Here is a 24,572-nt window from a genome sequence, read left to right on the forward strand (position 1 = left end):
CCTGGTAACTGCATCCATACTCAGTCCCTATCCTTCAATTAACTGCATTGCTCAGCATTATCAAGATGTGGTGAGGTTTGTGCGACTATGTCTTTAATCTCCTGAGGCGGCACATATTCATACAGTTCATCAAAAACATCTTTTTTATCACTCGGTATCTGACCATAAGGATAGAAACCATTAATCATAGAGATAATTTTATCTTTGTCCCCTTGTTGACAATATATTGATGTAGAAAAAAAATCATAATCTTCTATTTCAATATTATTCTCATCTTCTTTATAATTTGTATAGCGATGAAATAACAAAAACAAATCCCTTGGTTCATCAGAATCATCATGCTCTCTTAAAAAAAAGATATCATCATAGGTACTGATACGCTGTGACAACATATACTTATCTAAATTCGTTCCGCTCAATACCAGCCAGGTCACGCCCAGCCCGGCAAAACCCGCTAACGCCGACGGACCAATAATAAACACCGCCGCCAGCGAGCCAACAGCGGCAACAGCCAGCAACTTTCTTAGAATTGCGTTGCCTGTTTTTGATGAATGAACATGATCTTCAGTAATCAGACCATAACGGCTCAAGATGTAGTGATGACGAAACCTGGGAAATAAAGTGATCTTTCCAAGGGTGAGGCTTGCAAAAATCACAATACCATACATCGGCCAAGTAAATGGTTCAGTAATTGCAGCGATAACATTAAATTCAAATGCAATCAAAAGTATGAGAAATGAAAACAGCACAGATATTAACGTCATCAACATCACATAATATTTACGCCGACTCGGATAAGGTTGCTGAAAGGCTATGACTTCCCATTCAATTTTATCCGGATCCGAGTTTATTTTTTCATATAGATCTTTAACTTCCATTTCTGTTGGTACCTTAGCTTTTGTCAATGGCCTGCTAACCTGTTCCATTTCTTGTTAACCTTCTATAAAAATACGATTGTCTGGCGTAAAAGCAGGCAATAACCCACTATATTTTTGTTCCAGCTCTGTTTTTGTCAGTTTTTTGGCGATCAGTTGTCCATTTCGAACCCCGAAACTAAAATGATAGAGTTGTGTGTTCTGACTTTCATCACTGTGCATGGACTTACAATAGCCCAATACAAGCGACATCTCTCTCTGATTCTCATCCAGCGGCAGATAGCACTGGTAACTCATCCGGCCGGTTGATTCATCCTGTTTCCACAGCCCACCTTCTAAACTTTCAGTGACAAGGAATTGATAGTTGCTTCTTTCTTCAAACATCACTCCGAGAGTGTTACCCCCGGCATATGGCGGCACGGAGAAGTTCAGATAGACGCCTTTCAAAACCTGGCTGATTGAATTTCGGTTGGTATAGGTTTCAGTCTCCGGATATTCCTCAGTAAGATGAGGGATGACTTCAATCTCAGGCTGCAGCTGAATATGTTTCAGCTCATTGAATGCCAGAAGGGATGCGTGACTCTTGGCTTCTGGTGTCGTTAATGTGAGCCACTTGGGCGATTTTTCAACGCCCCAGGCACCATTAAACAACCATTGCTGGTAATCATTCTTCTCATGATAACTGATGAGTCCATTGATTATCATCACCACAAAATTTGAAAGAAATATCCCAGCCAACACCCAAGGGTTAAATGCCAATGGGACAACACCCCGTAAGAGCGTAACATTAAAAAGTTGCCAACCTCCAGCGACTGATTGAGTTAAAGTAATCGCTCCTTTCGCAGCATATAACTTTTTCAATTCGCCGTTATTAGCCAAAGCAGCATTAACGGCCAAAATAGTATCTGTTACAGAAGCCACAATCGTAAAGGTTGCCGCATACCTTGTGATATTTACAAACCGCATACCCGCCTTCACCTGAGCTGTAGACATTAGGGTTGGATCGGGCGATTTCGCTAAGCCTTTCAATCTTTTTAAACTCAGATTCTTTGTTTTATCCGTTACCTCAAACACACTCCATGCGGGAGCCTGGAATACTGCGGCCAGACTTGCTCCGGTGGCTGACATGCGCTGGACAGCACCCAGAGTTTCATCAAAAGTGAGGACATTATTGGATTTCAGACTGTCCATATAATCCAGCAGGTCGTTTAGTGTGACAATAACCACCAGTAAATCCACACTGCTGGATGCCACCACAGAGCCGGCTTTCTTTGCCGCCTGGTTGATGTTTTCCGTGACAACCCTGATGCCTTCGTCTTTCAGGTGCCTGGCTCTGATTTGAACGCTGTTTGGCTTTTTATCAAAATGGGCCTCTTTTTCCCTTGCCAGCTGTATTCGCTCTTTTAACAGAGTGTCAGTTTCATCTGTCATACTTTCAATTGGCTGGCCTGTCCGTCTGGCCATCAGAACATGGTGAGCTTGATTGAGCTTATTGGCTTTTGCCGCATAGATTCTGTCGGTTGCCCGAAGTTTTTTGTTGATGTTACTCAGCTCATCCTGCCAGTCATTCAGTTTGTTCCTGTATTTTGTGTCAACCTCAATGTCTGTGTCAGTGGCAAAGCTTTCAGCCAGCATGGCGGTCTCAAGTGCCCGTTTGGTAAAGGCGGTTCCACCCACCAAAGAAAGCGTAGCGGTAATACCATGCGCAACACCACTGACTGTTTGCGTCGCGCCCGCTTTTAGTGGCGCACTGATCACTTGGGTGAAACTGTCATGGATCTGGCTCAACTGTGTGGCGAGTTTGCCAAGTACCTTATGGGATTGCGCGCCGGGATCGTGAATAAAAGCCTGGAAAGCGGCGTAACTGACGGTGAAATCTTTCCCCGGAGTGGCACCGCTTTCTTCTAACGCTAACTCATCTTTGGAGATCAGTGAAAAGTCCCCGCCGCTTCTGAGGTACAGATGATATGTGTCATACAGTTCGCTGCTGAATCCGGCGAAACGCAGCGGTATCATTGTGGTGGGTTGTTCAAACTCTCTGGCTAGCCATTCACGCTGTGGCGCCGTCATCGGACACAAGACGAGCGGCGTTTCAATACTGGCATAAATGTCTGCCAGATATAGCTGTACCGGGACCGAATAAATGTCGGCAAAGCCCTTTCTGATGAAGTCTTTCCCGAACACTTGCAGCATTTTCAGTGCGATGTCTCTGTGCCTTTCCACTGCCGGGTAGCGTTTTTCTTCCTGTTCAAGATAAGCAATATTGTCTTCATACAGCTTTTCAAGATCGACCATCCGGCGGTTTTTACTCAGCTTATTCCAGTCCTCGAAATACTTTCTGTAAGCGATGCTGCCGTGTTTTTTCCTAAATGCCTGTTCGGCTTGCGACAATCGGGCAAACGAGCCAGCCCCTGCGGTGATCCCCGAAGAGTTCGCTTTATCATTTTCGTGGATTCGTCTTAATTCAAAGAGTTCGTTGATTTCCTGATACACGGCAACCTGCTCACTGCGCGGCATGTCATCCAACAGGTACGGATAGCGAATGTCCAGATCCTGAGGAATGTCTGTTGCAGTCAGTTGCATTACAGCGTCCATCAGCTGTTTGGGCGCGGCTTCATATTCAAACCAGTCTTGCCATTCACCCACCACATGCGAAAAACGAAACCCCATTTCCGCAATATCGCTTAAGGGGTCATTGATAGCCACAATATAAGCGGCCTCATTGGCTGGCATTTGATTTTTTATTTCACCTGCTTCAGCGACGGGTTTGATCTCATGTTCTAACTGAACAGTTATCTTTTCCTGACGATCCGGGTCTTCAACTTCAACCGTGGTTTCTTCCGGTGTTTTGGTATGTACCAAGCCTGAAAAGCGTTCGATTTCACCGCCCTGCTGATCAATGTCGGCAACTTGCTCGAGTAAATCCAGGCTCGCAACATGCTCATCAGGATGACTGGCTAAACTTGAACACCGCACATGACGAGCATAAAAACGGGCGAGCGGGCTGGTCGCAAACTGATAAAACATTGGCCAGGACCAACGCTGTTTGCTCCAGACGATACGGATGGAGGCATCGCTGTTATAAGTGAGAAAAGGTTTGCTGCTGCCGGGCTGACCACGTTCTGTCGGACCATCCATCTCATCCAATGCGCGAAAATCATAGGCCTCCTGCTCGTATTTCGTCAGGGTGATACCATTGAACTCGTACTCATCCAGTGTTTTGTCTGTCTCGTTATAGACATACAGCCAGCCATCACGCAGTTGGCGCAAGGTGTTGTGATAAGGCGCAATTGCCTGACCAAAGAAAAAACCTTTGCCGCGCCAACCTTCAGGCAGACCATGTTTAGGTTTTTCGTTTTCATCATTCTCATCCAGGGCGTAGCGCACCGGGAACAGGTGACAAGACGTCACCGGCTTCTTTTTACGTTTCTTCACCGGCGTTTTGGGTTCGAGTGGCTCCTGCTTCAGTTGTTCATCATGCCACATCATAGAACGTTCCGGTGGCTTGGTCCTTGGCTGGCCGCCGTTCGCTTCCAGATTCACAGGACGTGAATGAGGTACTGTTCCCTGTTCATACAAGGCTTTTGCTTCATCGTAGGTGTACTGGTGGTCATCCCAGAACATGGAATGCCGGGGTGGGTAAGGAAAAATGGGATCTGCCATACTGACGCTCATCTTGATTTAATGCTGTTTAATTCAGGGATTCCAGCAATTTTCGCGCCAATAACCAGCGCTTTATAAATCAGTATGTTACCGGATTGGCAAGACCAAACTTGCCAAGAAGTTGGAAAATTTTCTCGTTTTTTGAACCAGACATGCAGTTCATTGAATAAAAAGCCGCGTAAAAACAACATAAGGGGCGAGCACCGCCCCATTTACATTGTAAATTACGCCTTGATACTTAATCCTTCATGCTCAAGCAGCCAGCGTTTTTTATCCAACCCGCCGGCATAGCCGGTCAGGGTGCCGGAGCGGCCGATAATCCGGTGGCAAGGCACCACGATAGGGATTGGATTCTTGCCATTTGCGGCGCCCACGGCCCGGACGGCTTTAGGCCGGGCGATTTGTAGTGCAACATCTGAATAAGAGCAGGTGACACCAAAAGGCACATCCGTGAGTGCCTGCCAGACCTCGCGCTGAAAAGCGGTGCCCGGCATGGAAAGAGGTAAGTCAAAGTGCTTGCGCTGACCGGCGAAATACTCGTTCAGTTGCTGCACACCCAATTCGGTGACGGCGTTACTGACATCATCAGGGGCGGGCTGTGCGTCGAACTCAATGGTCGTGATGGCCTGATGATCGGCCACCACGGCCAGCCAGCCAATGGGGGTATCAATCCGTTGCCGGAATCGCTGGATAGTGCGCGTCGTGGTTGAGGTCATAACAAACTCCATAAATACAAAGTGAGGTAACTGCGCCAGGGTGCGGCGGCGGTTTCATCAACCGGATTATCCAGTGCCGCCAGCGCTTTCTTCACACCTAAATCACCTGAAAGAAAGATATCCGGGTCGCTGTGACCCCGCATACGCATGTAATGTACCGTCCAGGGGCCAATCCCGGGCAGCGCCAGCATTTCTTTCTCAGGGGCGTCCATACCGAGCGGGTGTGTCTGGGCAAAACCGGCCAGATTTTTCAGGGTCTCCCTGCGTTTCTGTGGCATACCAAGTTGTTGTAAATCCATCTCAAGCACCTGAGCTGGCGTGGGGAAATACTTGAGATCCTCGCCGCTGTCCGGATTCAGCGTGACCAGTTTTTCCACCAGGTTCCGCGCCGCTTTCACCGATACCTGTTGCCCCAATACCGCACGCATACCGGCTTCAAACGGACTCCAGATACCGGGCAGGCGTATTCCTGCATCCGGTTGTGAGGCAGGCATGGACAGGGTCGCCTGACAAATCGCGTTTGCGATACGCTCACTGTCTGCGTCCAGGTCCAGGCAGCGACGGATGTTTCGGATCACAGGTATCAGCCCACTGAGGTTATCAATCTGAAGATCTACATCGAAACCGCATTTTTCAGGGCAGTGAGTTGCAGTAAAGTGTCCCTGATAATGTCTCGTCGCATCACCTGTACGCGAATAAAAAGTGCGGCCGTAGCTGTTTTCTGTTTGCCACTCCAGCCCGGGAATAAGCCGGGCGGCATAAAAACCCTGCACCTGTCGCCAGTCGTAAGGCGGCCGGTAGGCCAGTTGCAGACGAATGCCCTGCCCCGCCCCTTGTTCGGCTCTACCCTGTTTACGCAATTGGGAAGGTGAAAGCGAAAACTGCTTCTGAAAACAGTCGTTGAACCGGCGCACGCTGTGAAAACCACTGGCAAACGCCACTTCTGTGACGGGCAACCGGGTTTCATGCAGGAGTTTTTTTGCCATCAGGCATTGCTGATACAGGCTGTAAGCTTTGGGAGAAAGCCCAGTGGCCTGAGTCACCAACTGACGCAGATAACGGTCGGTCACGCCCAGACGAGCCGCAAGATGCTCGGTGGACTGAGACATCAATGCCCCTTCATCCAGCAGTGACAAAGCACGCTGCACTGTCGCCCCGGTTCCCAGCCATGCCGGGGAACCAGGAGCACTGTCCGGACGGCAGCGCAGGCAAGGGCGGTAGCCAGCCTGAGCCGCTTCTATAGCGGTGCGGTAGTATTCCACATTCTCTTCTTTCGGTGCAGGCGCAGGGCATACCGAACGGCAGTATATGCCGGTGGTTTTCACCGCAGTAAAAAACAGCCCGTCATAGCGGGGATCTTTGGCCAGTCTGGCCTGCTGACACTGGGTTGGCGATAAACTCATACACTCAGCCTGTTTGCACAGACGTAACTTTGCTAATCACGTCTCTCTTCATTCATGCGCTAAGTGTACGCCTCTGGCCGGGCAAAACTAGCCAGAATCGGAACTCAATAGGAAGGTAAAACGAGATCAGCTCAGCCTGACCGCTGTGCCGTACACCAGAATCTCAGATGCCCCTTGCATGATAGTGCTGGTTGTAAAGCGCATATTCACAATGGCATCCGCTCCCATATGTTCAGCCTCAGCGATGGCTCTGTGCATGGCTTCTTCACGGGCTTCCACCAGCATTTGAGTATAACCACGGATTTCCCCACCAAAAATGGATTTGAAGCCCGCCATAATATCGCGGCCGACATGCTTGGATTGCACTACGCTGCCACTGACAGTCCCCAGTACTTCTTTAATGGGGCGATGTGCCACATCCGGTGTTGTTACACATAACATAGAAAGCCCTCAATCGGCGGGGCAGAACATTCTGCCCCATTATTGTTATTTCACAGAAATTAATTTAAGAGCAATAAGTTACCGCTGTTCACTCAGGTATTCCAGAAAACGTTGCCAGGATTTTTTATCGGCGTCTTCACGGTAACGTTCCGATCCGAAAACAGTGAAAGCATGAGGTGCTCCGCTGTAAACTATCATCTCATTGTCAATGCCTGCGCCTTCGAGCGTTTTATTCAAATTGACAAAATCCTCCATAGTCACCGAGGTGTCGGCCGCGCCATGGAACACCAGTACATTGCCTTTCGTCTGGCTGTAATTCTGGCCTTCCGGTGTATCGAGGCCACCGTGGAAACTGACAAAGCCTTTCATGTCTGCCCCGGAGCGGGCCAGCTCTAATACTGCGGCGCCACCGAAACAATATCCCATTGCCACCGCATTGGCGGTATTGCCGCCAATCTGCCTGGCTTGTGCAATCGCCCCTTGCATCAGACTGCGCATTTTATCGCGGTTCTGATATAGCTCGCCGGTCAGCTTCCTCCGGTCTTCCACTTTCTCCGGACGAACACCGGCACCAAACAAGTCAGCCGCGAACACCGCATACCCTTTATCTGCCAGCATCTGCGCCCGTTTGACTTCATAATCGGTCAGGCCATCCCAATCGTGGATCATCAATACCAGCGGCGCATCTTTGGCCGGTGAAATGTAGTAACCCTCGTACTCAGCGCCATCTACTTTATAACGCACTGCTTTGCCTTCATCGGCAACCGCAACCGGTGCCATCAGTACACCTGCCAGTATCGCTGCGGTTCCCAGCACTGCCGTCAATTTCATGCGACTATCCTCATCTTGTTGAAAAACGACTGATTACAAGTGTAGGACAAGTATAAAAACCCGCTAATCGATACACTTAGAGAACCGGAAAAGCCAATATTACGCTTACCCTCAATCCCCTTACTCAACCGATGAAATAATCGCCGACTACGGCACCCGTCATCCCCAAAGTTACCCACTGTTTTTGTGGATAAACTTTTTTCTTCTTTCCAAAACAGTCGTTTAAAAAATGCAAATGCCTTTTACGTCAAAATTATGAATCTTTTTTTGCCGGAGAATGTACTAAAGAGTATCGGCTTCAGCGATCCTGTAGCGCGCCGCGGTGCGTGAAAAACGAAACCGCCTGAAATGAAAACTGGGGATTTTTCAAAAAAGGCGATTTTTGTCATTTGAGGCGGTGTAGGGAACTGTATATAAACGGGTGTTAATGGAGAATCTAATTACTTACCAGTAAAGCTTCCTGGTTGAGTTGGCCAATCCACATTACTTGGGAATCCTGCCTGCTCGGGTAAATTTCGAAGACTTACACGGTACGATCTCCATTGTGATGCATCATCACCCACATCTTCTAGCCTGTTAATTTCACGCGTGACCCTATCAATTAGTGCATCCCGTTTCGCACGTACTTGAACACTCATCTCAACTTCAGTCAGATCTGGAGGTGTTAAATCTACCCACGACAGCCTGGCTTCTGAAACACCAACACGTTTCCCACTTGGAGCTAGACCACTAAACTCTGTGTGTTGCAATTCCGAAATGCTAATCTCACCCTGCAACGGTTCATATCCAATGGGAATGTTCACTCCTTCGACCAAAAAACCTTTTGTTACGGAAAAATATCTTTGCATTAGATTTCACCTACCGCGATAAAATTCAGAGTTTGGCTATTGCTTTTAGTGAATGTATACCCTGTCGATGAAACTGTATTTAGCCATTGGTTATTGTATTGATATTCAGTGGTCGTTTGGCTCGCTAACCCCTGTAACATAACAAAAGGTGGCGATTTAAAGGCTAGTTCAAACGTATAGCTACTATGACCCGCCGGAGCTGGTAATTTACCAACTACAATCATGGTTCCGTTAGGGTAAATCATCGTCTGAGTGTTCTCCGTTCGTATCAACTGGCAATTTTTAGTATCAAACAGCCTCAACAGATCGTGTGAAACACCATTTTCAACGCGTTTGAGTGAAACACCTTGAGTTTCACTTGATGAAGAGATGAAGAGATCAATGTAATTACTGGAGTCCTTCCTGTATCTGTTGATGAAACCTTGAGCCTCTTCAAAGTCTTCCAATGCATCCAATAGGTAGTAGAAGCCTGATTTAGCAATGTCGTTATATGTGTCAACATGAAGACTTTGCCCACCGACACCCAATGCTCCTTCGAAGAGAGGCGTGCTCCAAGGTGAGGCAATACCATCTTTAACATAGCGCTCTTTTTTGAGGCCAGAAGTAGTTCCTATTGCTACTTGATAAACATTCTTACCTGTTCCTCTTGAGATATACACCAATATCCCAGCCTCACCAAGAGGGTTGTTGGTCGTACTGGCCTGAAGCTGATAAGTTTTTGTTTGCAGAGTAAAATCGTTAACATTCGAAATCACTGGTAACTGCTTTCCTGTTCCTTCTCCAACACCAAGGCCGTAATCCATTAGATTGATGTTGCTAATTCCCTTTTCCCACGAGGTAAGAGAACCATTTTCAGCACCCCGCCAGAGTACTTCACCTGGTTTATGACCCAGAGCCAGTTGAAAAATGTTTCGTCCAGACCCTCGGGATAGATAAATCAAAACTCCATAATCATTCAATGGATTATTAGGTGTTGTTGGGTCCAATCGATAAAATTTTGTCGGAAGATCAAGATTATCTACATCTGAAATTGCAGGTAATCCAATTACCGTACCTTGGCCAACACCCAACCCATACGTCATCAACCTTTTATCATTCAGATATTGACTGTGCGGGTCAGGCGATTTCTCTGGGTCGCTGTGTTCGGCAATATTCGCCGAAATCGCCCGTTTCAGGTGATCAAACTTGTTTGGCTCAAACGTCAGTCCAGCGGCCTGGTAAACACTTTTGAACTCTTCAATAACCGCATTGAACCAGTCTGCGCCTGGATAACTTGGTGCCGTACCTTCGCCGCCTTCGGTGAAATAACCGACGGGACCGACTTTGGGTTTTGCTGCGGGTTTAACTTCAACTTGTGAGCCGTTCTGTAACGGATGCATTAATTCGCCTCCTGTTGTTCGTAGATGAATTCGTAGTATTTACCCGCCAGCTTGTAGCGGTTGAGGGTACATTCCAAAATGCCCGCGTTATTGCTGACCAGTGGTGTTAAGACGTGATCCAGGCATGTCATGCGGGCATTGGGCAGGTTGTGGACCGTCACCCTTAAAACATGGCGATAACGCTCAGGGTGCAGCGGATACATACAGTCGCGCAGGCAATGGTGTGGAAAGATTTCTTCGACGGTGACATCAAAGCCCAGGTCTGCAGCCAACTGTTCAATCTGCCAGGTGGCCAGTCCGCCTTTGCGACGGTCTTTCATGACTACGGCTTGGCGGCGGTCGGTAATTGTCTCACTGGCGTTTTCACACTCAGGCAAGCCCAGGTACTGCTCATAGTCTTCCAGTAAAGTCTGAGTTTGATTGGGCAGCATTTCGCGGGCCATGCTGTCACAACTGGTATCTAGTTCAGCCAGGTGTTTGGCTAACGCACGTAACAGTTTGGTCTGGTTCGCGTCGTTATCTCTTGACCAGGCCATCCCCTGCGGCATCAGTTGCTGCAGCACATCCAGCCAGGCGTCACGAGATTGGGCGCTTACAACCATGCAGGCACCCCGAATGTGATCAGTTCATCCTGTGCGCTGGTAATGTCAGCATTGAGCGTGCATTGATAATCCGTGACACCCTGCGCTGTGCCGATGGCCGTGCGGACCTGAGACAATAAAATCGTGCTGCCTGGCTTGGCATAGGCCCGTTCCAGACCTTTCAATTGTGCTACCACTGCAGCACGGGTTTCGCCTGTATCCGGTGTGAGGTCAATGGATAACTGAATCGTCTTTAAACGCAGTTTAAACAGGATGAGTTCAATGCCACCGGGACGGCCAACCAGTTCACCCGTTGCCGGGTCTGCGTGACGGTAAATATAGGTATCGACTTCGGTTATCTTATTGTCGGTTGGAATGATGTCAGGTTCGCCGTCGCACACGAACGTCAGCCCAACGGTTGAACCGCCCTGGTACATGTCATATGACCATGCACGGGTGACACCGCCGACTTCCGTGGCCCAGGCAATATAATCGTGCAGAGCGCCCCCCATGGGCGGATTCTGTTTACGAAAATAAAGACGCCCCAGCAACTCGGAAACCGGCTCTAAGTCAGACCCGCCTGAAATATCGCCTGCCGTGGCTTTCGCTTCTACGCCTGGCACGGGACTCACCAGGGTCAGCACTTCACCTGCAGCCAGGTTGCCCGCGCTGCCAGCCTGTTCTGCCAACACCATAAAGGTGATCGCGCCGTTTTCCGGCAGCTGCGCTTCCGTGACCACATACCGCTGACCACTATCAGATTTGAGCACCGCATCTAATGGCATCACCGCAGCAGCGGATGCGGGAATACTGGCAGGCCCGGACGCTTTCTTGGCCAGCTTGCGGGGCACGCCTTCGTAAGCGGCTTTCTCGACGATTGTCTGTTCATCGGATTCTGAGCTGGGCACAATCTGCTTTGCCAGCCAGTCGATATGATCGTGAATATCACGCTTGGCGGCACCGACGGCAAAGGCAATGGCCCGTTCACTGCAGATGAAGGGCAATTCAGATTCCAGGCCCAGCTCCAGAGCAATGTCACCTTCCAGCTGGCGAATCGATTCTGCCATTGATGGGGCGTTATACGGCATAGGTCGCCTCCCACATCATGCTGATACCATAGTCGATGGTGCTGTTGTCCGGTTTGGTGAGATGAATATCCAGACGCAGCCAGCCACGACGGGGACGACTGACTGCCACGCGGTAACTTTTCACGTACCCTTTAAGCAATGGGGTCAGGGCTTCCGTTGCAAAATCTTTCGCCTTCAGGACGACCTGGCTAGTCAACTTCTCACGGCGCAGCAGCCATAAACGAGATCCCCACGGAGATTGTGCAAAGCTGTCACCGGGCCAGCCTCTGCGGTCAGCGTGTGGTGGCAGTTCATCGCTGTCTTTGGCGCGGGCGTCGGTCATCAGCATCATGAACACCAACGTATTCAGGCCATCATCGTTGGCGAGATGGCCATGCTCAATGCTGTAATCCGCACCGTACTGGTGCCAGGTTAATCCAATCATTTCTTCGGTGGGTCCGTCAGGTTGTCTTTACCGTTTTCTTTGTGTTGATGGCTTTCCGCTTTCACGCCAGCAAAGGTGCCGCCTTGCTGACCAGTGACTGTTCCGATTACATTGCAGTTACCTCCGATTTCAACATCGCTTGAAAAGCTTGCTTTAGGGGTGGTTATATCAACCGACTCTTCAGCGGTGATATTCACCCGCTTCACTACGATATTCAGCTCATCACCGATAAGCTCAGCGACACCGCCTTTGGTCAGCTTGAGGTAATGGCCTTCCAGGTGATACAGCGCGGAATCGCCAGCTTCCAGTCCCTTCAGGCGCACTGCTTTATCTTCAGCGCATATCACAACCAGCTTGGAGCGGTTCCCGTTCAATGCCAGGGTGATGGCCTCTGAGCCTTCCGGTGGTACGCTGGTGTGGCCATAGTTCTGCCAACGCTCCACATCGCTGGCGGTTTCCCCGGCCAGGGTCTGTATTTGCAACCGCTGGCGCTTCGCTTCATCGTTAATCAGGCGTAATACCGCTCTGTCCACCATCAGCTGTAAACGGCGTTTAATCGGGTTTAAAAGTTGATTAACCAAGACTGAGCCATCCTGTGTCATCTTTCGGTTTTGCCTTCTCTGGCGGAATATCCATGGCCTCTGGCGGCACCACATTCAGTACGGTGACGCGGCCATTATCATCTTCAATAAAAGTCACTGTGCTGATGAGCATTTCGTGATTCAGTTCCTGGATTGGGCAGACGACATCGACCCGACGATTCAATGGCCATAGCTGCCCGTCAGGCATCTGCCAGCCCTGTACAGTAATTTCCGAGCTGAACGACTGACCTATAGCGCGCTGGCGTTGCCACTGGCCCCGACGGCTGGCACCTTCAGCGGTAAATACTTCTTCAGTGATAATGATTTTCGGGCGGTATCGCTGCACCAGGTCATCTTTGATCACGACCTGATTACCGCTGACCTGGCTGGGTTCCCAGCCGTCGAGCGCGTCCGCGACACCTTTGACGATGTACTGATTGAATCGGCTATCTTCACTGAACCGGCCACGGGCCGCGAGAATGTTCTTACCCAGCTCCAGGCGGGTGGCCAGCTTGGTCTTGCTGCCACGGGTCAGCACCAGGTTGCCGTTTGCATCTGAGGTCAGCAGCACACCACGCTGGCGGCTCAGGCGTTCCAGCAACTCAAAACCACTTTCCCCTTGCTCCAGGCGGATGGTTGTAAATGCAGCGCCAATATCGGTTTCCACAACCACGCCAATGCCATAGGGGGCGCAAATTTCGTTGGCCATCGCCTGCAGGTTGATGTCTTTCCATTCACCGGAGGCATGCAGGACGGACGACTCAACCAGATCTTTGGTTTTATCGCGGCAAGTGATTTCGTAGTTGATAGACTTACCGTCGTAACTGGGCAGACGCTCAGCCACATAGCCGGTGGCCAGTACCTCGCTGCCAATCATGACCTGTGCCGCCATGCCTTCCTTGATGGGTAAACGTTCGGCATCGCGCCATTTCTGGGTCAGGCTGATACGATATTCCCCGGTGACTGCGCCCAGGGAACGGGTGATATTCACACTTTGCCAGCCTTGCCACCGGCGATTGCCAATACTCAGCGTGACCTTATCCATTGCGTTCCTCCAGAATCTCGACCGTATCCGTCACAAAGGCCGGGCGGCTGAGTCGGTTCCGCTTCACGATATCATCCCGATTGGCTGCGTTACCGGTGTGCTGGTACGCCAGCAGTGCAACCGGCATCGGTCTGTCAGGTGTGACCTGCTTCATGCGAGGTAATTGGCGGGAGCGTTCGCGGATATCTGCGGCCACAGTAATACGCAGCTGCCGCAAAATGCGCCAGCCTGCACGGTTGCCCGCATCCACAGCCAACACAGCGTAATCGGTCAGCGAATGCGAAAGCGATTGGCCAATGGTTTCGGCCTGCTGGACACTGGTCAGGGTGCCACCGGCCAAGGCGTTAACTGAGGCTGTCACGGTGGCAGTCTGGGCCATGTCATACATAGCGGCTTTCGTCTGTGCGGTCTGCTTTTCTCTCTGGCTGGCACTGCTGTTGCTGCTGAGTGTCGGGTTTAATTCCTCACGCAAACCACGCCACTTGTATTCCACCTGGCTGTACACATTCAGGGCCAGCGGCATTTCGGTGACCAGGTCTTTGATGTCGAAAATCAGGTTAGTGAGCTCGTTGGCCAGCTCGCCCGGATAAGCCACCAGGCGAGACACCGACCACTTCAGATGATCCAGCCGGTCGACCCAATCAGCCAGGGCATCCGGCAAGCCGGGCAAGCCGTTTACCAGGCTGTCTAAATCTGCCAGCATCCCGTCCAGTGTCTGCCCTAATGTTTGCAGAGTGCTGCTGTCCGGTACGCCCATCTGGTCGGTGAAGAACGCCGTATTGGCATCCGCCGCCGCCTTTGCCTGTTCACTCATCAGGTTGGCGGTATCCGGTTTGTCTGCAGGAAACAGATTGTCGGTGGCGGCAAACACCTTGAACGACAGCACGCATAAGTCGCGTTCGTTGTTGTCCCACTCGTAATCCACTTCACCAATCTGGATCTGGCGAATCCCCCAGTACGGGTGTACCAGTTCACCAGGGCCGGGCATGTTCAGCGCGTTTAACAGCTGTTCAAACTGCTGCTCGGCATCCGGGCCAACCAGCTTGGCTTTGATGGTTTCGCTGTTGAGCACACCGCCGTTATCTTCCGCCCAGCCAATATCCCGTTTCGGGTAATCGTGAGCTATGGCACGGCGTCCGGTTTTGCCACGCAAGGTATCCAGCAGAAAAGTCACACCACGAAAGGAGGCATCCCGACGGTCAGACCAGGGTTCCATCACAGTCTCCTTAATCTGCCATGCTCAGGCCGTTCTGATAGCCGAGCTGGATGGGTTGATTGGTGGTTGCACGGCGTACTTTGACCCGCTCGTCATGTACTTCGATGTCAATTTTGCCCTGAAGTTGGGCGGGGTAAGACGAGCTGCCCGTTTGAGAAGATGACCCCGTTAAATATCCGGGATGACCTTCAGCCTGAATATTGGTGCCACGATGAGACAAAAAGTCTGTCAATTCTTTCCAGGCATCCTGAAATGACGGCGCAGCAGGCATTGTGTCCGGGACTTCAATTTGAGTATGGGGGGAAACATTATTTCTGACCCAGTCACCGGCACCTGAACCGTTATAAAGGAGATCAGCAGCAAAGTCGGCACCTTCAACCATGCTGTAAGCATAAGCACCGCCTGAAAGGATTTTTCCTAGCCCAGGCCAACGACCGGAAGAACGAGGGGAATGGGTTCTTGGGTTGTTGTTCCGCCCATCACCGATAGGCACTACATCACCAGAGCCGGTTCCGGGTAAACTGCCAGGCATATTGACCACGTATACCGGTGTTACCCCGCCAAAGAGGTCATTGATTCCCGTATCGCTGTTTTTGCTACTTTTCCCGCCTTTATTATTTTTACCAAACACGTCCTTAATATCGCGGGCAACGCCTAAGGCTTTCCTGGCAACCAATAAAGTCCCGGCCACATAGGCAATGTTTTTTCCAAGTGTTAACCAGCGGTCTAATGTTTCGGAGTCCAAACCATTCACTGCATCGGCGATATCCTGGAACGGATCGGCCAATTCACGCCGCATCAGGTTATTGACGGCTGTCGATATCTTCTCAATACCGGCCGCATAGTCTTGTGCAACTTTATTGGCATCCGCCATGGTGACGCTGCCATCACCGACAATATTAACGAAAGTATCGAACCCATTTATTTCGCCAGATTTCTTTAATTCGGCATTTAAAGAGGTAAATGCGCGTTTGGCTTCATCTCCGAAATTAAAAAACTTCCAGCGACGACTATTACCATTCGCAGCTTCACTGATTTCCTGCATTAATTCAGGCAGAGGGCGTAATATTTCAATACCGTTTTTTAATTGTTCCGGGTCAAAAACTTCAATACCAGCCTGTTTTAATTTAGCGGTACGGGTCGGGTCGGTTAATTCTGTCATTAGCCGTTCATAGGCTGTAACAGCCTGGTCATCTGAACCAACGCCTTTTCGAATCACCTGCATAGCAGCACCCAATTCACGCACCGCCGCAACACCTTTACGGCCAGTGGCCGCATACGCAGCCAGTAATCGTTCACCATTTGCTGCAAAAGCATTGAGGGTGAAGCTGCCACTTTTACCCTGAACATTCAGGGTATCCATTGCCGCCATCACCTCAGCCTGCGTTTCAACCGACAAGGTTTTTAACTGGGTCAGTACCGCGCCGACATCGCCACCATTTGCTCCCGTGGCCTGAGCGATAATGGCGATATTCCCGATGTTGTCCTTTGCCATTTTGATATCACCAATCTTCTCCATGATGACTTCAAAACCGGCTAAGGTCTCAGAAGGATCAAACCCGACTTTGACCGACTCACTTTCGATATCCTCATACAGTGCTGTCACTTCTTCTTTCGTCATATCTGCAGCGACGGATAGGCGGGATAAACGGCGGTCAAGCGCAACCAAGCGATTAGCCACAGCACCACCGGCAACGGTAGCAACCAATGCGGTATAGCGGTTCTCCATTGCATCCAGTCCGCGATTCACTCCAGTTGCAGCAATTCGAAAACCCTGTGCCATTCGGCTATTGCTTTGGGCAAAATCATTCATAGCACCCGAATATTGCCGGGCTTTATTCATCAAATTACCAGAGAGGTTAATGACAATTTCACTGTTTAGACTGCTCATGCCTTCTCGCCTTTAATGACAATAAGTGATCGAATAACCAGGTCAGGGGTTTATCCAGAAAGTAGTGAGTCGGAGTGGAATATCGGTTGGCCAGCGCCAGCACAACGTCTTCAATCTGTTGTGCCCGGCCTTTCCAATCGCCCCCGTTTAGCAGCCACCTCCACGGCAGCATCCAGCTTTTCAGCGTTTAGATTCAAAAGCTGGAAATCATCCAGATGCAACTGATGAATCTGCTTCATGGTCAGTGGTCCCTGAATATCTCCAATTCGGGCGACCTGGCGGCGCAACAACTCCAGGCCCATATTCACTTCAGAAACAACTGTGATAGCCTTCTCTGTATGAGTTTCAGGATCAGGAACGAAAATGACTTTCTCTGCAGCAGTGCGGGCATCGATGACATCTTTGGTGGTCAGCTCCCTGAGCGTCACGTCATATTGCATTTCAGCATCTTTGCCACGACCAAAGGGCAGACCGTGTTCTAGTTCGAATTCCATCTTTGCCATGGGTCAACCTTGTTTAAATGGGGTTTAAAAGGGGGCGTTCGTTAAATCTTCTTGCAGACCCGGCCAATCCAGCGGCCTGAGATATCACCGCTGTCTTCGTCCAGTTCGGCGGGATTCTCCAGCGCAGCGCCGGTGATCATGTAAGTCAGGCCGTTATCCCCTTCAAAGGTGATGGTGACCTCTTCCATGTTGTTCAGTTCGATGATGTCGACGTCTTCATCTGCCGCGAGTTTGAAATCCAGCGCCGGGGCTTCGAACTTCTTCGAGTTACCCCAGACTTTGCCGCCACCCCCGTGGGAGGTGCGGCTGTAACCGCCGGGATTCAGCTTGGCCCCGCCTTTTGTTTTGAGCTCTACGCCATTACCGCGAATGACGGCAAAACCTAAAATCGCCATGTTTGTTTTCCTTTAGTCTGAAATTAAAAGGCTTAGAGATAGAACTGCACCTGGTGCGCCATCACCCGCAGGCCATTAATCAGGTCAGGGGAACACACCACATTCAGCCGGTTGGCGTTGCTGCTGTCCCGGAAAACCTCCAGCTCGGCTGCGTACTGCTCGAAGTTCTCGACCAACCCTTTTTGCTGCAGCTGCAGAAACAGATCCAGCATGTCGACGCGGGCAATCTTGGGTGTAATCACCGGTTGTCCTGGCTCCAGGTTCTCCAGCACCGAATCATCTGCCAGCTTGTGGCGCGGGTACTTCTGAGTGAAATGCGCTTTATGAACAAAGCGGAAATAACCCAGGGTCGCCGGTGTGGTGATGTCGAGGTAAGACGGGTCCGGGCTGCCGAACGCATTGGTCTGATAGGTGCTGATTTCCCGTTCAATCAATACCTGGTTCCCGGCATCGACGTTGTAGGTGGCCACACCGTCCCATAGCAGTAAATTACGCTCAACCATGTCCCAGCGGTCACGCTTAGCGGGCGGCACAATACCAACCAGCGGCAGTGTCTGCAGCGGTCGGGCCGGGTCAATGGCCAGGTGATACGCTCCTTGCGCGGCATAAGCGGCCGCCCATTCCCAGGTCGGGTTAGGTGCCAGGTTGGTGCCCATGCAGGTGATGAGGTGATCATTCCGGTTGCCGCCCCAGGTGCCGGTGGCAGCATGGTTGCCGCGATAAGCGGTATAGCAAATCGCCTCCATCATCCGCAGCGGCCCCCAACGGTCGTTCAGCTCAATGCGCAGCCCGTCGAGAAATGCCTGGTCGTTGTACGGACACACCAGATGATTGAACCATTCATCACCCATGGCCCCAATCACAACTGTGGGGTCAATCGTGCCTGCACCGCCGCTCAGGGTGTTACAGACGACAGCCAGTCCAGCCGGTGTCTGGTCAGTGTCGTAATAGTTCAGACGCACATCAATGTCGTTGCCGGTTAACCCTTTCCATTTCGCAGTCAGGGTGACGGTCCCGGCATTGGCGCTGGCAGACACAGGCATCGTAGCCACTGCATTGATGGCAGACGCAATCGACGTTGCAACCGCTGCAGCCGCATCGCCCTGACTGACACCCACATGGACCCGTTGCCCGGCCACCATCAGGGCCAGAGTGCCCGCCTGCGCGGCAGAGCCGGTGACAGTCAGAGTGGCAGTGGCTGCTGCACCGCCTGTCGGTTCGGCCACCGGCATGGCCCACAGCTCGGTATAGTTATTGCTCTGGCGCAATTTGAGCACCATCGCGGCCAGCATGGAATCAGCGCCGAACAGGGCTTTGGCCTGGTCATCGTTGGTGATGCGGTACTGTTCCAGCGCTGTGGCCGTGCCGGTTGTCATCTGCCCGAAGGCCAAAATTTTATGTTGCTGGGTCGCAATGCCTTTGTTGGCGTTGGAGTTATCGAACTCCATATAAAACAAGGGCACGCGAATGTCATTCGGGATGGCCATGAATTACTGCTCCTGTGGTTTGGCCGCTTTCTTAGCCGGTTCCGGTTGGGTTTCCACCACTGAGCCGTCATACAGGCGACGTCGCCAGTAGCTGTTGATGGTGACGGCTTCACCTGCTTCGTTCAGGTGGCTGCCGTCCGGTTTACGTACTTTCACATCCGCTGCAGCGGGCTTGAGAATTACCTGATTCATTGTCTTACCTTGATGTCTGCGTTCAGTTCGGGAGCCTGTTCCTGGTCAGAGGTATGTGCGGTCAGGCCCAGCGTCAGGAAGTCATCCAGCGAGTTGATATCCACCGGCACATTCAAACGGCATTCCTGCTGCCAGCTCACCGACCAGATCGCCACGCCAACCTCATCCAGGGCGTCAGTGCACAGGTTCTGGCTGGTGATGCGGTCGGCCTGTTTATAGGCCACGCGGCCCATCACCCCCGGCCAGTCTTTGCGGACAATGGTCAGGGCCAACTGGCTGGCGATCACTTCTGCCCGAATGTCGCGGTGATAGCCGTAGTGGTCATTGGTCATCACAAATGCCACCAGGCTCACTGTGCCGATGATGCTGCCTGCCTCTTTGCGCACGTTGTCGACCCGCAGCGCCGTCACCCGGATTGCACCCTGTCCGGTCACTTCAGATTTCACCGCTGCCGGTGAGGCAAAGCGGCCCTGATGGCGGCTGATGTTGGTGACTTTGCCGATGTCGATATCCGCCCCTTTAAACGACGTCAGGGCTTCAATGACGGCCTGCGTCACCCCGACGGTGGAGCCAGACAGATCAAATTGAGGACGCTGGTTCATCGCAAAATATCTCCATAAAAATCACCAATCAGTGCCTGCAGGTCGTGCTGGTTCTCGGTCGAGAGGCCCAGGTATTCGCGCTGCGGGGTCTGCATCTGGCGGGTATGGGGTTTCACCGTCTGCCACACCGGGCTTTTCAGCGCTTTGCCGAATGCCTGGCGAATAAGCCGGTTATGGGCCGAGATGTTCACCGCACCGTCAAAGCCTTCCTGGTGCACGGCGGCATAGGCAAGCGGCGAACCCACATGTACCTTCTTGCCTCGCACCAGGTACTGGATGGAATCGTCCAGCTCGCCGCCGCCCATCAGCAGCGATTGATTACCATGGCGGGTGGCGGCATAGCTTGCGCTCCATTCCGGCCAGGCACTGCCGTCCGGGGCGGTTTTCTCATCCCGAATGCGGCGGTGGGTCTGGGACTCCACTTCCGCACCGATGAGATCCAGCAACCGTTCACGGCTCGCGGGGTCATTGAGCTTTTGAATGTGGGCGAGAATGCCCTGCAGCTCTGCGCCCTGTATGTCGACTGAAATGCCCATTACAGCAGGTCTCCAATACCGTTTCGGATGGACGAACGATAAGCCTGAATGACTTCTGCTTTACCGCTGGCGGTCTCAGCGGGTTTATCAGTTTCCGGTAAGCCCAGATTACGGCGCCCCGCCTGGATGTCCTTCAGCGTGGTGATGGCATCGTCATAGCGTTTCTGTACCAGCTCGGTCACACTGCTGTCGCGGTCGGCCAGCCAGTAGAAGGCCAGCGAAATGCAGGCGCGATTGACGACACGCGGCACAACCGACAGCGGCAACTGATAACGTGTCAGGAAAGAATTGATCTCTTCCGTGGCATCACTCAGAGCAGCATCAATGGCGACATCATTCAGCGCGTCCGGGTTATCGGCCTGCGCTGCTACCGTCCACATGAAAGATGCATCCCGGTCCAGCAAATCTTGCCTGGTGGCGTATACCTGCGTGTCGGCCATGGCTTACTCCTTATCGGGTTCCTGGTCGGGCTTCAGCTCTGCCGTAGCTTCCAGTTCGGTGACGATCAACTTTGGCTCTGCCTGCAGACGCAAAAAGGTGGCTTCATCGATGAAGAGGCCAACACCGTCGTTTTCCGCCAGCGCATCCTCCGGGTCATCGACGGCAAAGGCATGGACTTCAGTGTTTGGCCAAAACACCCCGCAACGCCAGAAACCGGCTTTAGGCTTGGCCTTGATAGCCAGGGCGATCACGTCTTTCGCTGTTTCAGTTAGATCCGGCTTCAACGTGTCTGGCTGGCTATCCGGTTTCGACGCCTTAAGGGGAGTTTCAGCAGTCCCCGCTGCACCGTTTTTCGTTGCTTCTGGCGCAGTAACAGCCGGGTTTTTCTGGGTGCCTTTTCCCGCGCTTTGTGATATTGCATTGGTCACTTTCTTCTCCTGATGATTGAGAGTGGTTTACGCCCCGTTTAAACAGGGCGTAAACGCCGGTTAAGCCACGAACTCGGAGACGATGAGTTCAAATTTTTTGTACAGCACGTTGGTGGTGCCGTTGATTTCAGCCGTCAGGATCAGCTTTTCTGCAGCCGCTTCATTGTCACCGCCGACAACCAGGGTGGTGGCCTTTGAACCGAGCGGCGTGCCGTTGTCTTTCTGGAATGAACGCAGCAGCTTACGGGCCTTGTTGATGTTCTCTTCGGTCAGCGGCGCTTTCGAACCGATCGCCATCTGCCAGAAGCCGAACCCGGCATTACAGCGGCCATCCGTCGCATAGATGAACTCGTCTTTCAGCACCACATGGTCACTGTTCATGTCATCCAGCGCCTTGAACTCGAATGCCCGGCGGTTCTGGAACACCACTGGTTTCAGCGGGCGGGAGCAGTCGAGCAGGAACCAGGGTTCGCCGGTATCCGTTGCCGGGTCGCCGATCACATTCGTTGCAACGCCTGCGGCCATAGGGTGGTCAGTGTCAAAAAAATACTGGCCGTCATAGCATTCGGTGCTGAAGCCCAGCGGCAGCAGGCTGTACGTGAGCTTGTCCGGAAACAGCGCGGTATCCTGGCCGATGGTTTCTGCCATCAGGCCGTACTGGCCGATTTGATCGTCCTCCACCTTGTCTTTTTCGACTTTAATGGACGCTTCAAACTTCTTGTTGACGATGGTGTACCCGTGCTGGGTCAGCGCGGCCAACTGGCGGTCACCAATCCATTCTTTGATTTCCGGCCAGCTGCCCAGGAAGCCGTAATCTTCGGCACTGGTGCTGGAAGGCAGCACAGTGGCAATCTTGGTGTATTGCGGGGTGGCAGCTCCCAGCCCCTTTTGGTAGGCCGCTGACAGGCCCGTGGTCATATTACGTAGTTGTTCTGCAGATACAGGCATGCCTGATTACTCCTGAGTAGTGGGTTTAGCGGCCAGGTACTGCTCCTGAGTCAGGCCCAGGCTGCGGCACATGGCCAGTTCGCCGTCGGTGAGTTTGTTGCCATCTGCGCCCGGTTTCTTTTCATGGCGGGATTCCGTACTGGCGATCACCGGCGCGGTTTTGATAAAGGCTTCGAACTGCTCCCGGCCACCTTCTGCGCGGCAGGTTGCCAGGTACATATCTTTGTTGGCTGGCGCGATTTTGCCTGCCTTGATGGCACCATCGACCAGGGCGTTAATTTCCGCATCGGCAATGTCGGCCAGTTTCTGCTCGGCGGTCTGGGCGCGGTTCAGTGCCAGATCGTGGGTTTCTTTCGGAACGAACTTGGCCAGGTCCGGGTTTGCCGCCCGGTTCAGGGCCAGTTGCTTGTCGTTCTTCAGTTGCTCGATGGCCGTGACGGCCTCGACATCGGTGGCGGTTTCAGCGTTAAGCGACAACGCCGCCGCAATTGCAGCAGAGAGTTTCATTAGGGTTTGCTCCTGGTTAAGTGCCGGAAGATCAAGGTTGGGTTTGTTGGTCAGCCCCACACTGGAGATGCCCAAAATATTGCCGTGGGCGTCGTGGTAAAACGCCGGGCTGATATAGCGGTAGTTTTTGCCGGAGATGAGTTTGCTGCCGTCTGCATTGAAATCGATTTTCCCCCAGATTTCTCCATTGCGGATTTCCAGGGTATTGAACCAGCCTTGTGCCGGTGCAGGTTCGCCAGCCGGACCTTTGATTTCGGTCGCGTGTTCAATATCCAGCGCAATGTCCCGGCCATCTGCAGTGAAGAACTGCAGCACGGTTTCAGGGAAAGCATTCACGAAGCGACGACCATCATGGCCCGTCATCTCGCCTGCAGGCAGCAGTTTCAGCCATTGCGGCAGGTCGCCGTCAGCAAAGCTGGGAATTTCAAAGCAGAGTGAGAGGTATTTTTTGAGGCTCATGTCTGGCATCCACGGTTAACGTTGGATGCCAGATTAAGGGGGATGGATTAGGGGGTGAGATTCACATGAAGGATTGGTTCAATCTAACTGCTTTAAATTTTTGCAAGTTCGCGCATAACCTTGTCTCTCATTCTCATGTATTTCGACAATGTGTCCGAAAATCCCTTGTTTCCGTAAAACTCGTAGCTGTCAACACCATACTCAGGCGTAAGCTTCAATTGTCGTCTTAATTTACGTATATATTTTTTGTCATAATTTTCTTTGCCTTTTGAACCTTTCTGCAGGATGGAGGTAACAAATATCCCATTCTTGGTGATATCAATCGTACGTCCATCAACACGATCACTTAGTTCATAGCCAAATCCGTACAATATCTCGCGGAGATCTCTGAGTGTAAGTTGATGCTCTCCAGCTTGTCGCCTGCGAGTATTAACCTGGAAGTAGTTAGCGATGATGCCCAATTCATCATTTCTGTCTTGTGCTAGTTCATGAGCAGCGGCTTTTCTTGTAAATTCAAATAACTCTTCATCTTCTGGGATGGTGATCCACCAACCGTTGTCACCCAAGTAAACTAGGCTTGAAAGCAAAGCTGCACGTTTGTTTCCATTATGAAAACAATGGTTATTAATAACTGAATGGAAAAGTGCTGCGGCTTTGTTAAATACCCCAACATAGGCATCATTCCCACCAGCACTCATAAATGGTCGAGTAACAGCCGATTCTAAAAGCTCTTCATTTTTGATCCCTGGAGGAGACACTGGATCTTCTGAATGCCGGAAATACTCCACCAAATATTCATGTATAAATTTAATCTGCTCAATCTTCATTTCAGCCTCGATAATAGATGAACATTACTTAATGTATAGACATAGACTATCAATGTTTGTGAGCAATTTTGTCGGTTATACCACTACACCTGTGATGGGAAACCAACAAAGCTAAGATCTAACCACAAGCATCTGAGCTGATTAAACATTATTACCTCAGCTTCTCCAATTCTAAGCTTATGAAACGTTACCATTGTCACTCTATTCATATCAGATTGCGTTTAAACCCCGTTTAAATCGCTCGTAGCGCGTTTAACCCCTGTTC

At 51.4% G+C, this 24,572-nt stretch carries 26 protein-coding genes; all 26 read right to left on the minus strand.

Going from position 1 to position 24,572, the window contains the following annotated elements; all coding sequences use genetic code 11:
* Positions 1-38: 38 nt before the first annotated feature.
* The 26 genes from KCG43_RS11125 to KCG43_RS11250 all read right to left on the minus strand — a co-directional run bounded on the left by KCG43_RS11125 (position 39) and on the right by KCG43_RS11250 (position 24,307).
* A complete protein-coding gene (locus tag KCG43_RS11125; RefSeq protein ID WP_218384834.1) occupies positions 39-926 on the minus strand; it encodes a hypothetical protein in 888 nt (295 codons plus the stop codon).
* A gap of 6 nt (positions 927-932) precedes the next feature.
* Entirely contained in the window at positions 933-4,538 is a 3,606-nt protein-coding gene (locus KCG43_RS11130) for a toxin VasX (protein WP_218384835.1), read from the minus strand.
* A 224-nt stretch (positions 4,539-4,762) separates the two neighbouring features.
* Positions 4,763-5,254, minus strand: coding sequence for a methylated-DNA--[protein]-cysteine S-methyltransferase (locus tag KCG43_RS11135; RefSeq protein ID WP_218384836.1), 492 nt, complete (start codon positions 5,252-5,254; stop codon positions 4,763-4,765).
* Entirely contained in the window at positions 5,251-6,657 is a 1,407-nt protein-coding gene (locus tag KCG43_RS11140; RefSeq protein ID WP_218384837.1) for a DNA-3-methyladenine glycosylase 2 family protein, read from the minus strand. The genes KCG43_RS11135 and KCG43_RS11140 overlap by 4 nt, the downstream gene beginning before the upstream one ends.
* Positions 6,658-6,783: 126 nt before the next feature.
* Complete coding sequence (locus KCG43_RS11145; RefSeq protein WP_046221044.1) at positions 6,784-7,098, minus strand: YbjQ family protein; 315 nt, start codon at positions 7,096-7,098, stop codon at positions 6,784-6,786.
* Between the two features lie 78 nt (positions 7,099-7,176).
* Complete coding sequence (locus KCG43_RS11150; RefSeq protein ID WP_218384838.1) at positions 7,177-7,929, minus strand: dienelactone hydrolase family protein; 753 nt, start codon at positions 7,927-7,929, stop codon at positions 7,177-7,179.
* Between the two features lie 440 nt (positions 7,930-8,369).
* A complete protein-coding gene (locus KCG43_RS11155; RefSeq protein ID WP_218384839.1) occupies positions 8,370-8,777 on the minus strand; it encodes a phage tail assembly chaperone in 408 nt (135 codons plus the stop codon).
* On the minus strand, positions 8,777-10,156 hold the full coding sequence (locus KCG43_RS11160; protein WP_218384840.1) for a hypothetical protein: 1,380 nt from the start codon (positions 10,154-10,156) through the stop codon (positions 8,777-8,779). The genes KCG43_RS11155 and KCG43_RS11160 overlap by 1 nt, the downstream gene beginning before the upstream one ends.
* Positions 10,156-10,758, minus strand: a complete 603-nt coding sequence (locus KCG43_RS11165) for a YmfQ family protein (RefSeq protein ID WP_218384842.1) — start codon at positions 10,756-10,758, stop codon at positions 10,156-10,158. The genes KCG43_RS11160 and KCG43_RS11165 overlap by 1 nt, the downstream gene beginning before the upstream one ends.
* Positions 10,749-11,825 carry a baseplate J/gp47 family protein gene (locus KCG43_RS11170; protein WP_218384844.1) on the minus strand — a complete coding sequence of 359 codons (1,077 nt, stop codon included), beginning with the start codon at positions 11,823-11,825 and terminating at the stop codon, positions 10,749-10,751. The genes KCG43_RS11165 and KCG43_RS11170 overlap by 10 nt, the downstream gene beginning before the upstream one ends.
* Complete coding sequence (locus KCG43_RS11175) at positions 11,815-12,249, minus strand: phage GP46 family protein (protein ID WP_218384845.1); 435 nt, start codon at positions 12,247-12,249, stop codon at positions 11,815-11,817. Before KCG43_RS11175 ends, KCG43_RS11170 begins: the two co-directional genes overlap by 11 nt.
* On the minus strand, positions 12,246-12,830 hold the full coding sequence (locus KCG43_RS11180; RefSeq protein WP_218384847.1) for a phage baseplate assembly protein V: 585 nt from the start codon (positions 12,828-12,830) through the stop codon (positions 12,246-12,248). The genes KCG43_RS11175 and KCG43_RS11180 overlap by 4 nt, the downstream gene beginning before the upstream one ends.
* Entirely contained in the window at positions 12,823-13,875 is a 1,053-nt protein-coding gene (locus tag KCG43_RS11185; protein WP_218384850.1) for a phage baseplate assembly protein, read from the minus strand. Before KCG43_RS11185 ends, KCG43_RS11180 begins: the two co-directional genes overlap by 8 nt.
* Positions 13,868-15,091, minus strand: a complete 1,224-nt coding sequence (locus KCG43_RS11190) for a DNA circularization protein (protein ID WP_218384853.1) — start codon at positions 15,089-15,091, stop codon at positions 13,868-13,870. The genes KCG43_RS11185 and KCG43_RS11190 overlap by 8 nt, the downstream gene beginning before the upstream one ends.
* A gap of 10 nt (positions 15,092-15,101) precedes the next feature.
* The gene (locus KCG43_RS11195) at positions 15,102-16,982 is read right to left on the minus strand and encodes a phage tail tape measure protein (protein ID WP_218384857.1); all 1,881 of its coding nucleotides are present in this window, start codon (positions 16,980-16,982) and stop codon (positions 15,102-15,104) included.
* A 110-nt stretch (positions 16,983-17,092) separates the two neighbouring features.
* Positions 17,093-17,485, minus strand: coding sequence for a phage tail assembly protein (locus tag KCG43_RS11200; RefSeq protein ID WP_218384860.1), 393 nt, complete (start codon positions 17,483-17,485; stop codon positions 17,093-17,095).
* Positions 17,486-17,526: 41 nt separating this feature from the next.
* Positions 17,527-17,880, minus strand: coding sequence for a phage tail tube protein (locus KCG43_RS11205; RefSeq protein ID WP_218384863.1), 354 nt, complete (start codon positions 17,878-17,880; stop codon positions 17,527-17,529).
* A gap of 32 nt (positions 17,881-17,912) precedes the next feature.
* On the minus strand, positions 17,913-19,367 hold the full coding sequence (locus KCG43_RS11210; protein WP_218384866.1) for a phage tail sheath subtilisin-like domain-containing protein: 1,455 nt from the start codon (positions 19,365-19,367) through the stop codon (positions 17,913-17,915).
* Positions 19,368-19,370: 3 nt separating this feature from the next.
* The gene (locus KCG43_RS11215; protein ID WP_218384868.1) at positions 19,371-19,559 is read right to left on the minus strand and encodes a DUF2635 domain-containing protein; all 189 of its coding nucleotides are present in this window, start codon (positions 19,557-19,559) and stop codon (positions 19,371-19,373) included.
* Positions 19,556-20,161 (minus strand): hypothetical protein, encoded by a 606-nt coding sequence (locus KCG43_RS11220; RefSeq protein ID WP_218384870.1) that lies wholly within the window; start codon positions 20,159-20,161, stop codon positions 19,556-19,558. The genes KCG43_RS11215 and KCG43_RS11220 overlap by 4 nt, the downstream gene beginning before the upstream one ends.
* On the minus strand, positions 20,158-20,697 hold the full coding sequence (locus tag KCG43_RS11225) for a phage virion morphogenesis protein (protein WP_218384873.1): 540 nt from the start codon (positions 20,695-20,697) through the stop codon (positions 20,158-20,160). The genes KCG43_RS11220 and KCG43_RS11225 overlap by 4 nt, the downstream gene beginning before the upstream one ends.
* A complete protein-coding gene (locus tag KCG43_RS11230) occupies positions 20,697-21,137 on the minus strand; it encodes a gp436 family protein (RefSeq protein ID WP_218384875.1) in 441 nt (146 codons plus the stop codon). Before KCG43_RS11230 ends, KCG43_RS11225 begins: the two co-directional genes overlap by 1 nt.
* Before the next feature lie 3 nt (positions 21,138-21,140).
* Positions 21,141-21,566, minus strand: coding sequence for a hypothetical protein (locus KCG43_RS11235; RefSeq protein ID WP_218384877.1), 426 nt, complete (start codon positions 21,564-21,566; stop codon positions 21,141-21,143).
* Between the two features lie 60 nt (positions 21,567-21,626).
* Entirely contained in the window at positions 21,627-22,514 is an 888-nt protein-coding gene (locus tag KCG43_RS11240) for a Mu-like prophage major head subunit gpT family protein (protein WP_218384879.1), read from the minus strand.
* Between the two features lie 6 nt (positions 22,515-22,520).
* Complete coding sequence (locus KCG43_RS11245) at positions 22,521-23,480, minus strand: phage protease (protein WP_218384882.1); 960 nt, start codon at positions 23,478-23,480, stop codon at positions 22,521-22,523.
* 92 nt (positions 23,481-23,572) lie between these two features.
* Complete coding sequence (locus KCG43_RS11250) at positions 23,573-24,307, minus strand: type II toxin-antitoxin system death-on-curing family toxin (RefSeq protein WP_218384884.1); 735 nt, start codon at positions 24,305-24,307, stop codon at positions 23,573-23,575.
* Positions 24,308-24,572 lie beyond the last annotated feature (265 nt).

Origin of the sequence: Photobacterium sp. WH24 (assembly GCF_019204055.1) — a bacterium.
Lineage (GTDB): Bacteria > Pseudomonadota > Gammaproteobacteria > Enterobacterales > Vibrionaceae > Photobacterium > Photobacterium arenosum.

Bases quoted from the DNA above. Each gene is read 5' to 3' on its own strand.
- KCG43_RS11125 (WP_218384834.1), bottom strand. From the start codon at position 926: ATGGAACAGGTTAGCAGGCCATTGACAAAAGCTAAGGTACCAACAGAA.
- KCG43_RS11130 (WP_218384835.1), bottom strand. From the start codon at position 4,538: ATGGCAGATCCCATTTTTCCTTACCCACCCCGGCATTCCATGTTCTGG.
- KCG43_RS11135 (WP_218384836.1), bottom strand. From the start codon at position 5,254: ATGACCTCAACCACGACGCGCACTATCCAGCGATTCCGGCAACGGATT.
- KCG43_RS11140 (WP_218384837.1), bottom strand. From the start codon at position 6,657: ATGAGTTTATCGCCAACCCAGTGTCAGCAGGCCAGACTGGCCAAAGAT.
- KCG43_RS11145 (WP_046221044.1), bottom strand. From the start codon at position 7,098: ATGTTATGTGTAACAACACCGGATGTGGCACATCGCCCCATTAAAGAA.
- KCG43_RS11150 (WP_218384838.1), bottom strand. From the start codon at position 7,929: ATGAAATTGACGGCAGTGCTGGGAACCGCAGCGATACTGGCAGGTGTA.
- KCG43_RS11155 (WP_218384839.1), bottom strand. From the start codon at position 8,777: ATGCAAAGATATTTTTCCGTAACAAAAGGTTTTTTGGTCGAAGGAGTG.
- KCG43_RS11160 (WP_218384840.1), bottom strand. From the start codon at position 10,156: ATGCATCCGTTACAGAACGGCTCACAAGTTGAAGTTAAACCCGCAGCA.
- KCG43_RS11165 (WP_218384842.1), bottom strand. From the start codon at position 10,758: ATGGTTGTAAGCGCCCAATCTCGTGACGCCTGGCTGGATGTGCTGCAG.
- KCG43_RS11170 (WP_218384844.1), bottom strand. From the start codon at position 11,825: ATGCCGTATAACGCCCCATCAATGGCAGAATCGATTCGCCAGCTGGAA.
- KCG43_RS11175 (WP_218384845.1), bottom strand. From the start codon at position 12,249: ATGATTGGATTAACCTGGCACCAGTACGGTGCGGATTACAGCATTGAG.
- KCG43_RS11185 (WP_218384850.1), bottom strand. From the start codon at position 13,875: ATGGATAAGGTCACGCTGAGTATTGGCAATCGCCGGTGGCAAGGCTGG.
- KCG43_RS11190 (WP_218384853.1), bottom strand. From the start codon at position 15,091: ATGGAACCCTGGTCTGACCGTCGGGATGCCTCCTTTCGTGGTGTGACT.
- KCG43_RS11195 (WP_218384857.1), bottom strand. From the start codon at position 16,982: ATGAGCAGTCTAAACAGTGAAATTGTCATTAACCTCTCTGGTAATTTG.
- KCG43_RS11200 (WP_218384860.1), bottom strand. From the start codon at position 17,485: ATGGCAAAGATGGAATTCGAACTAGAACACGGTCTGCCCTTTGGTCGT.
- KCG43_RS11205 (WP_218384863.1), bottom strand. From the start codon at position 17,880: ATGGCGATTTTAGGTTTTGCCGTCATTCGCGGTAATGGCGTAGAGCTC.
- KCG43_RS11210 (WP_218384866.1), bottom strand. From the start codon at position 19,367: ATGGCCATCCCGAATGACATTCGCGTGCCCTTGTTTTATATGGAGTTC.
- KCG43_RS11215 (WP_218384868.1), bottom strand. From the start codon at position 19,559: ATGAATCAGGTAATTCTCAAGCCCGCTGCAGCGGATGTGAAAGTACGT.
- KCG43_RS11220 (WP_218384870.1), bottom strand. From the start codon at position 20,161: ATGAACCAGCGTCCTCAATTTGATCTGTCTGGCTCCACCGTCGGGGTG.
- KCG43_RS11225 (WP_218384873.1), bottom strand. From the start codon at position 20,697: ATGGGCATTTCAGTCGACATACAGGGCGCAGAGCTGCAGGGCATTCTC.
- KCG43_RS11230 (WP_218384875.1), bottom strand. From the start codon at position 21,137: ATGGCCGACACGCAGGTATACGCCACCAGGCAAGATTTGCTGGACCGG.
- KCG43_RS11240 (WP_218384879.1), bottom strand. From the start codon at position 22,514: ATGCCTGTATCTGCAGAACAACTACGTAATATGACCACGGGCCTGTCA.
- KCG43_RS11245 (WP_218384882.1), bottom strand. From the start codon at position 23,480: ATGAGCCTCAAAAAATACCTCTCACTCTGCTTTGAAATTCCCAGCTTT.
- KCG43_RS11250 (WP_218384884.1), bottom strand. From the start codon at position 24,307: ATGAAGATTGAGCAGATTAAATTTATACATGAATATTTGGTGGAGTAT.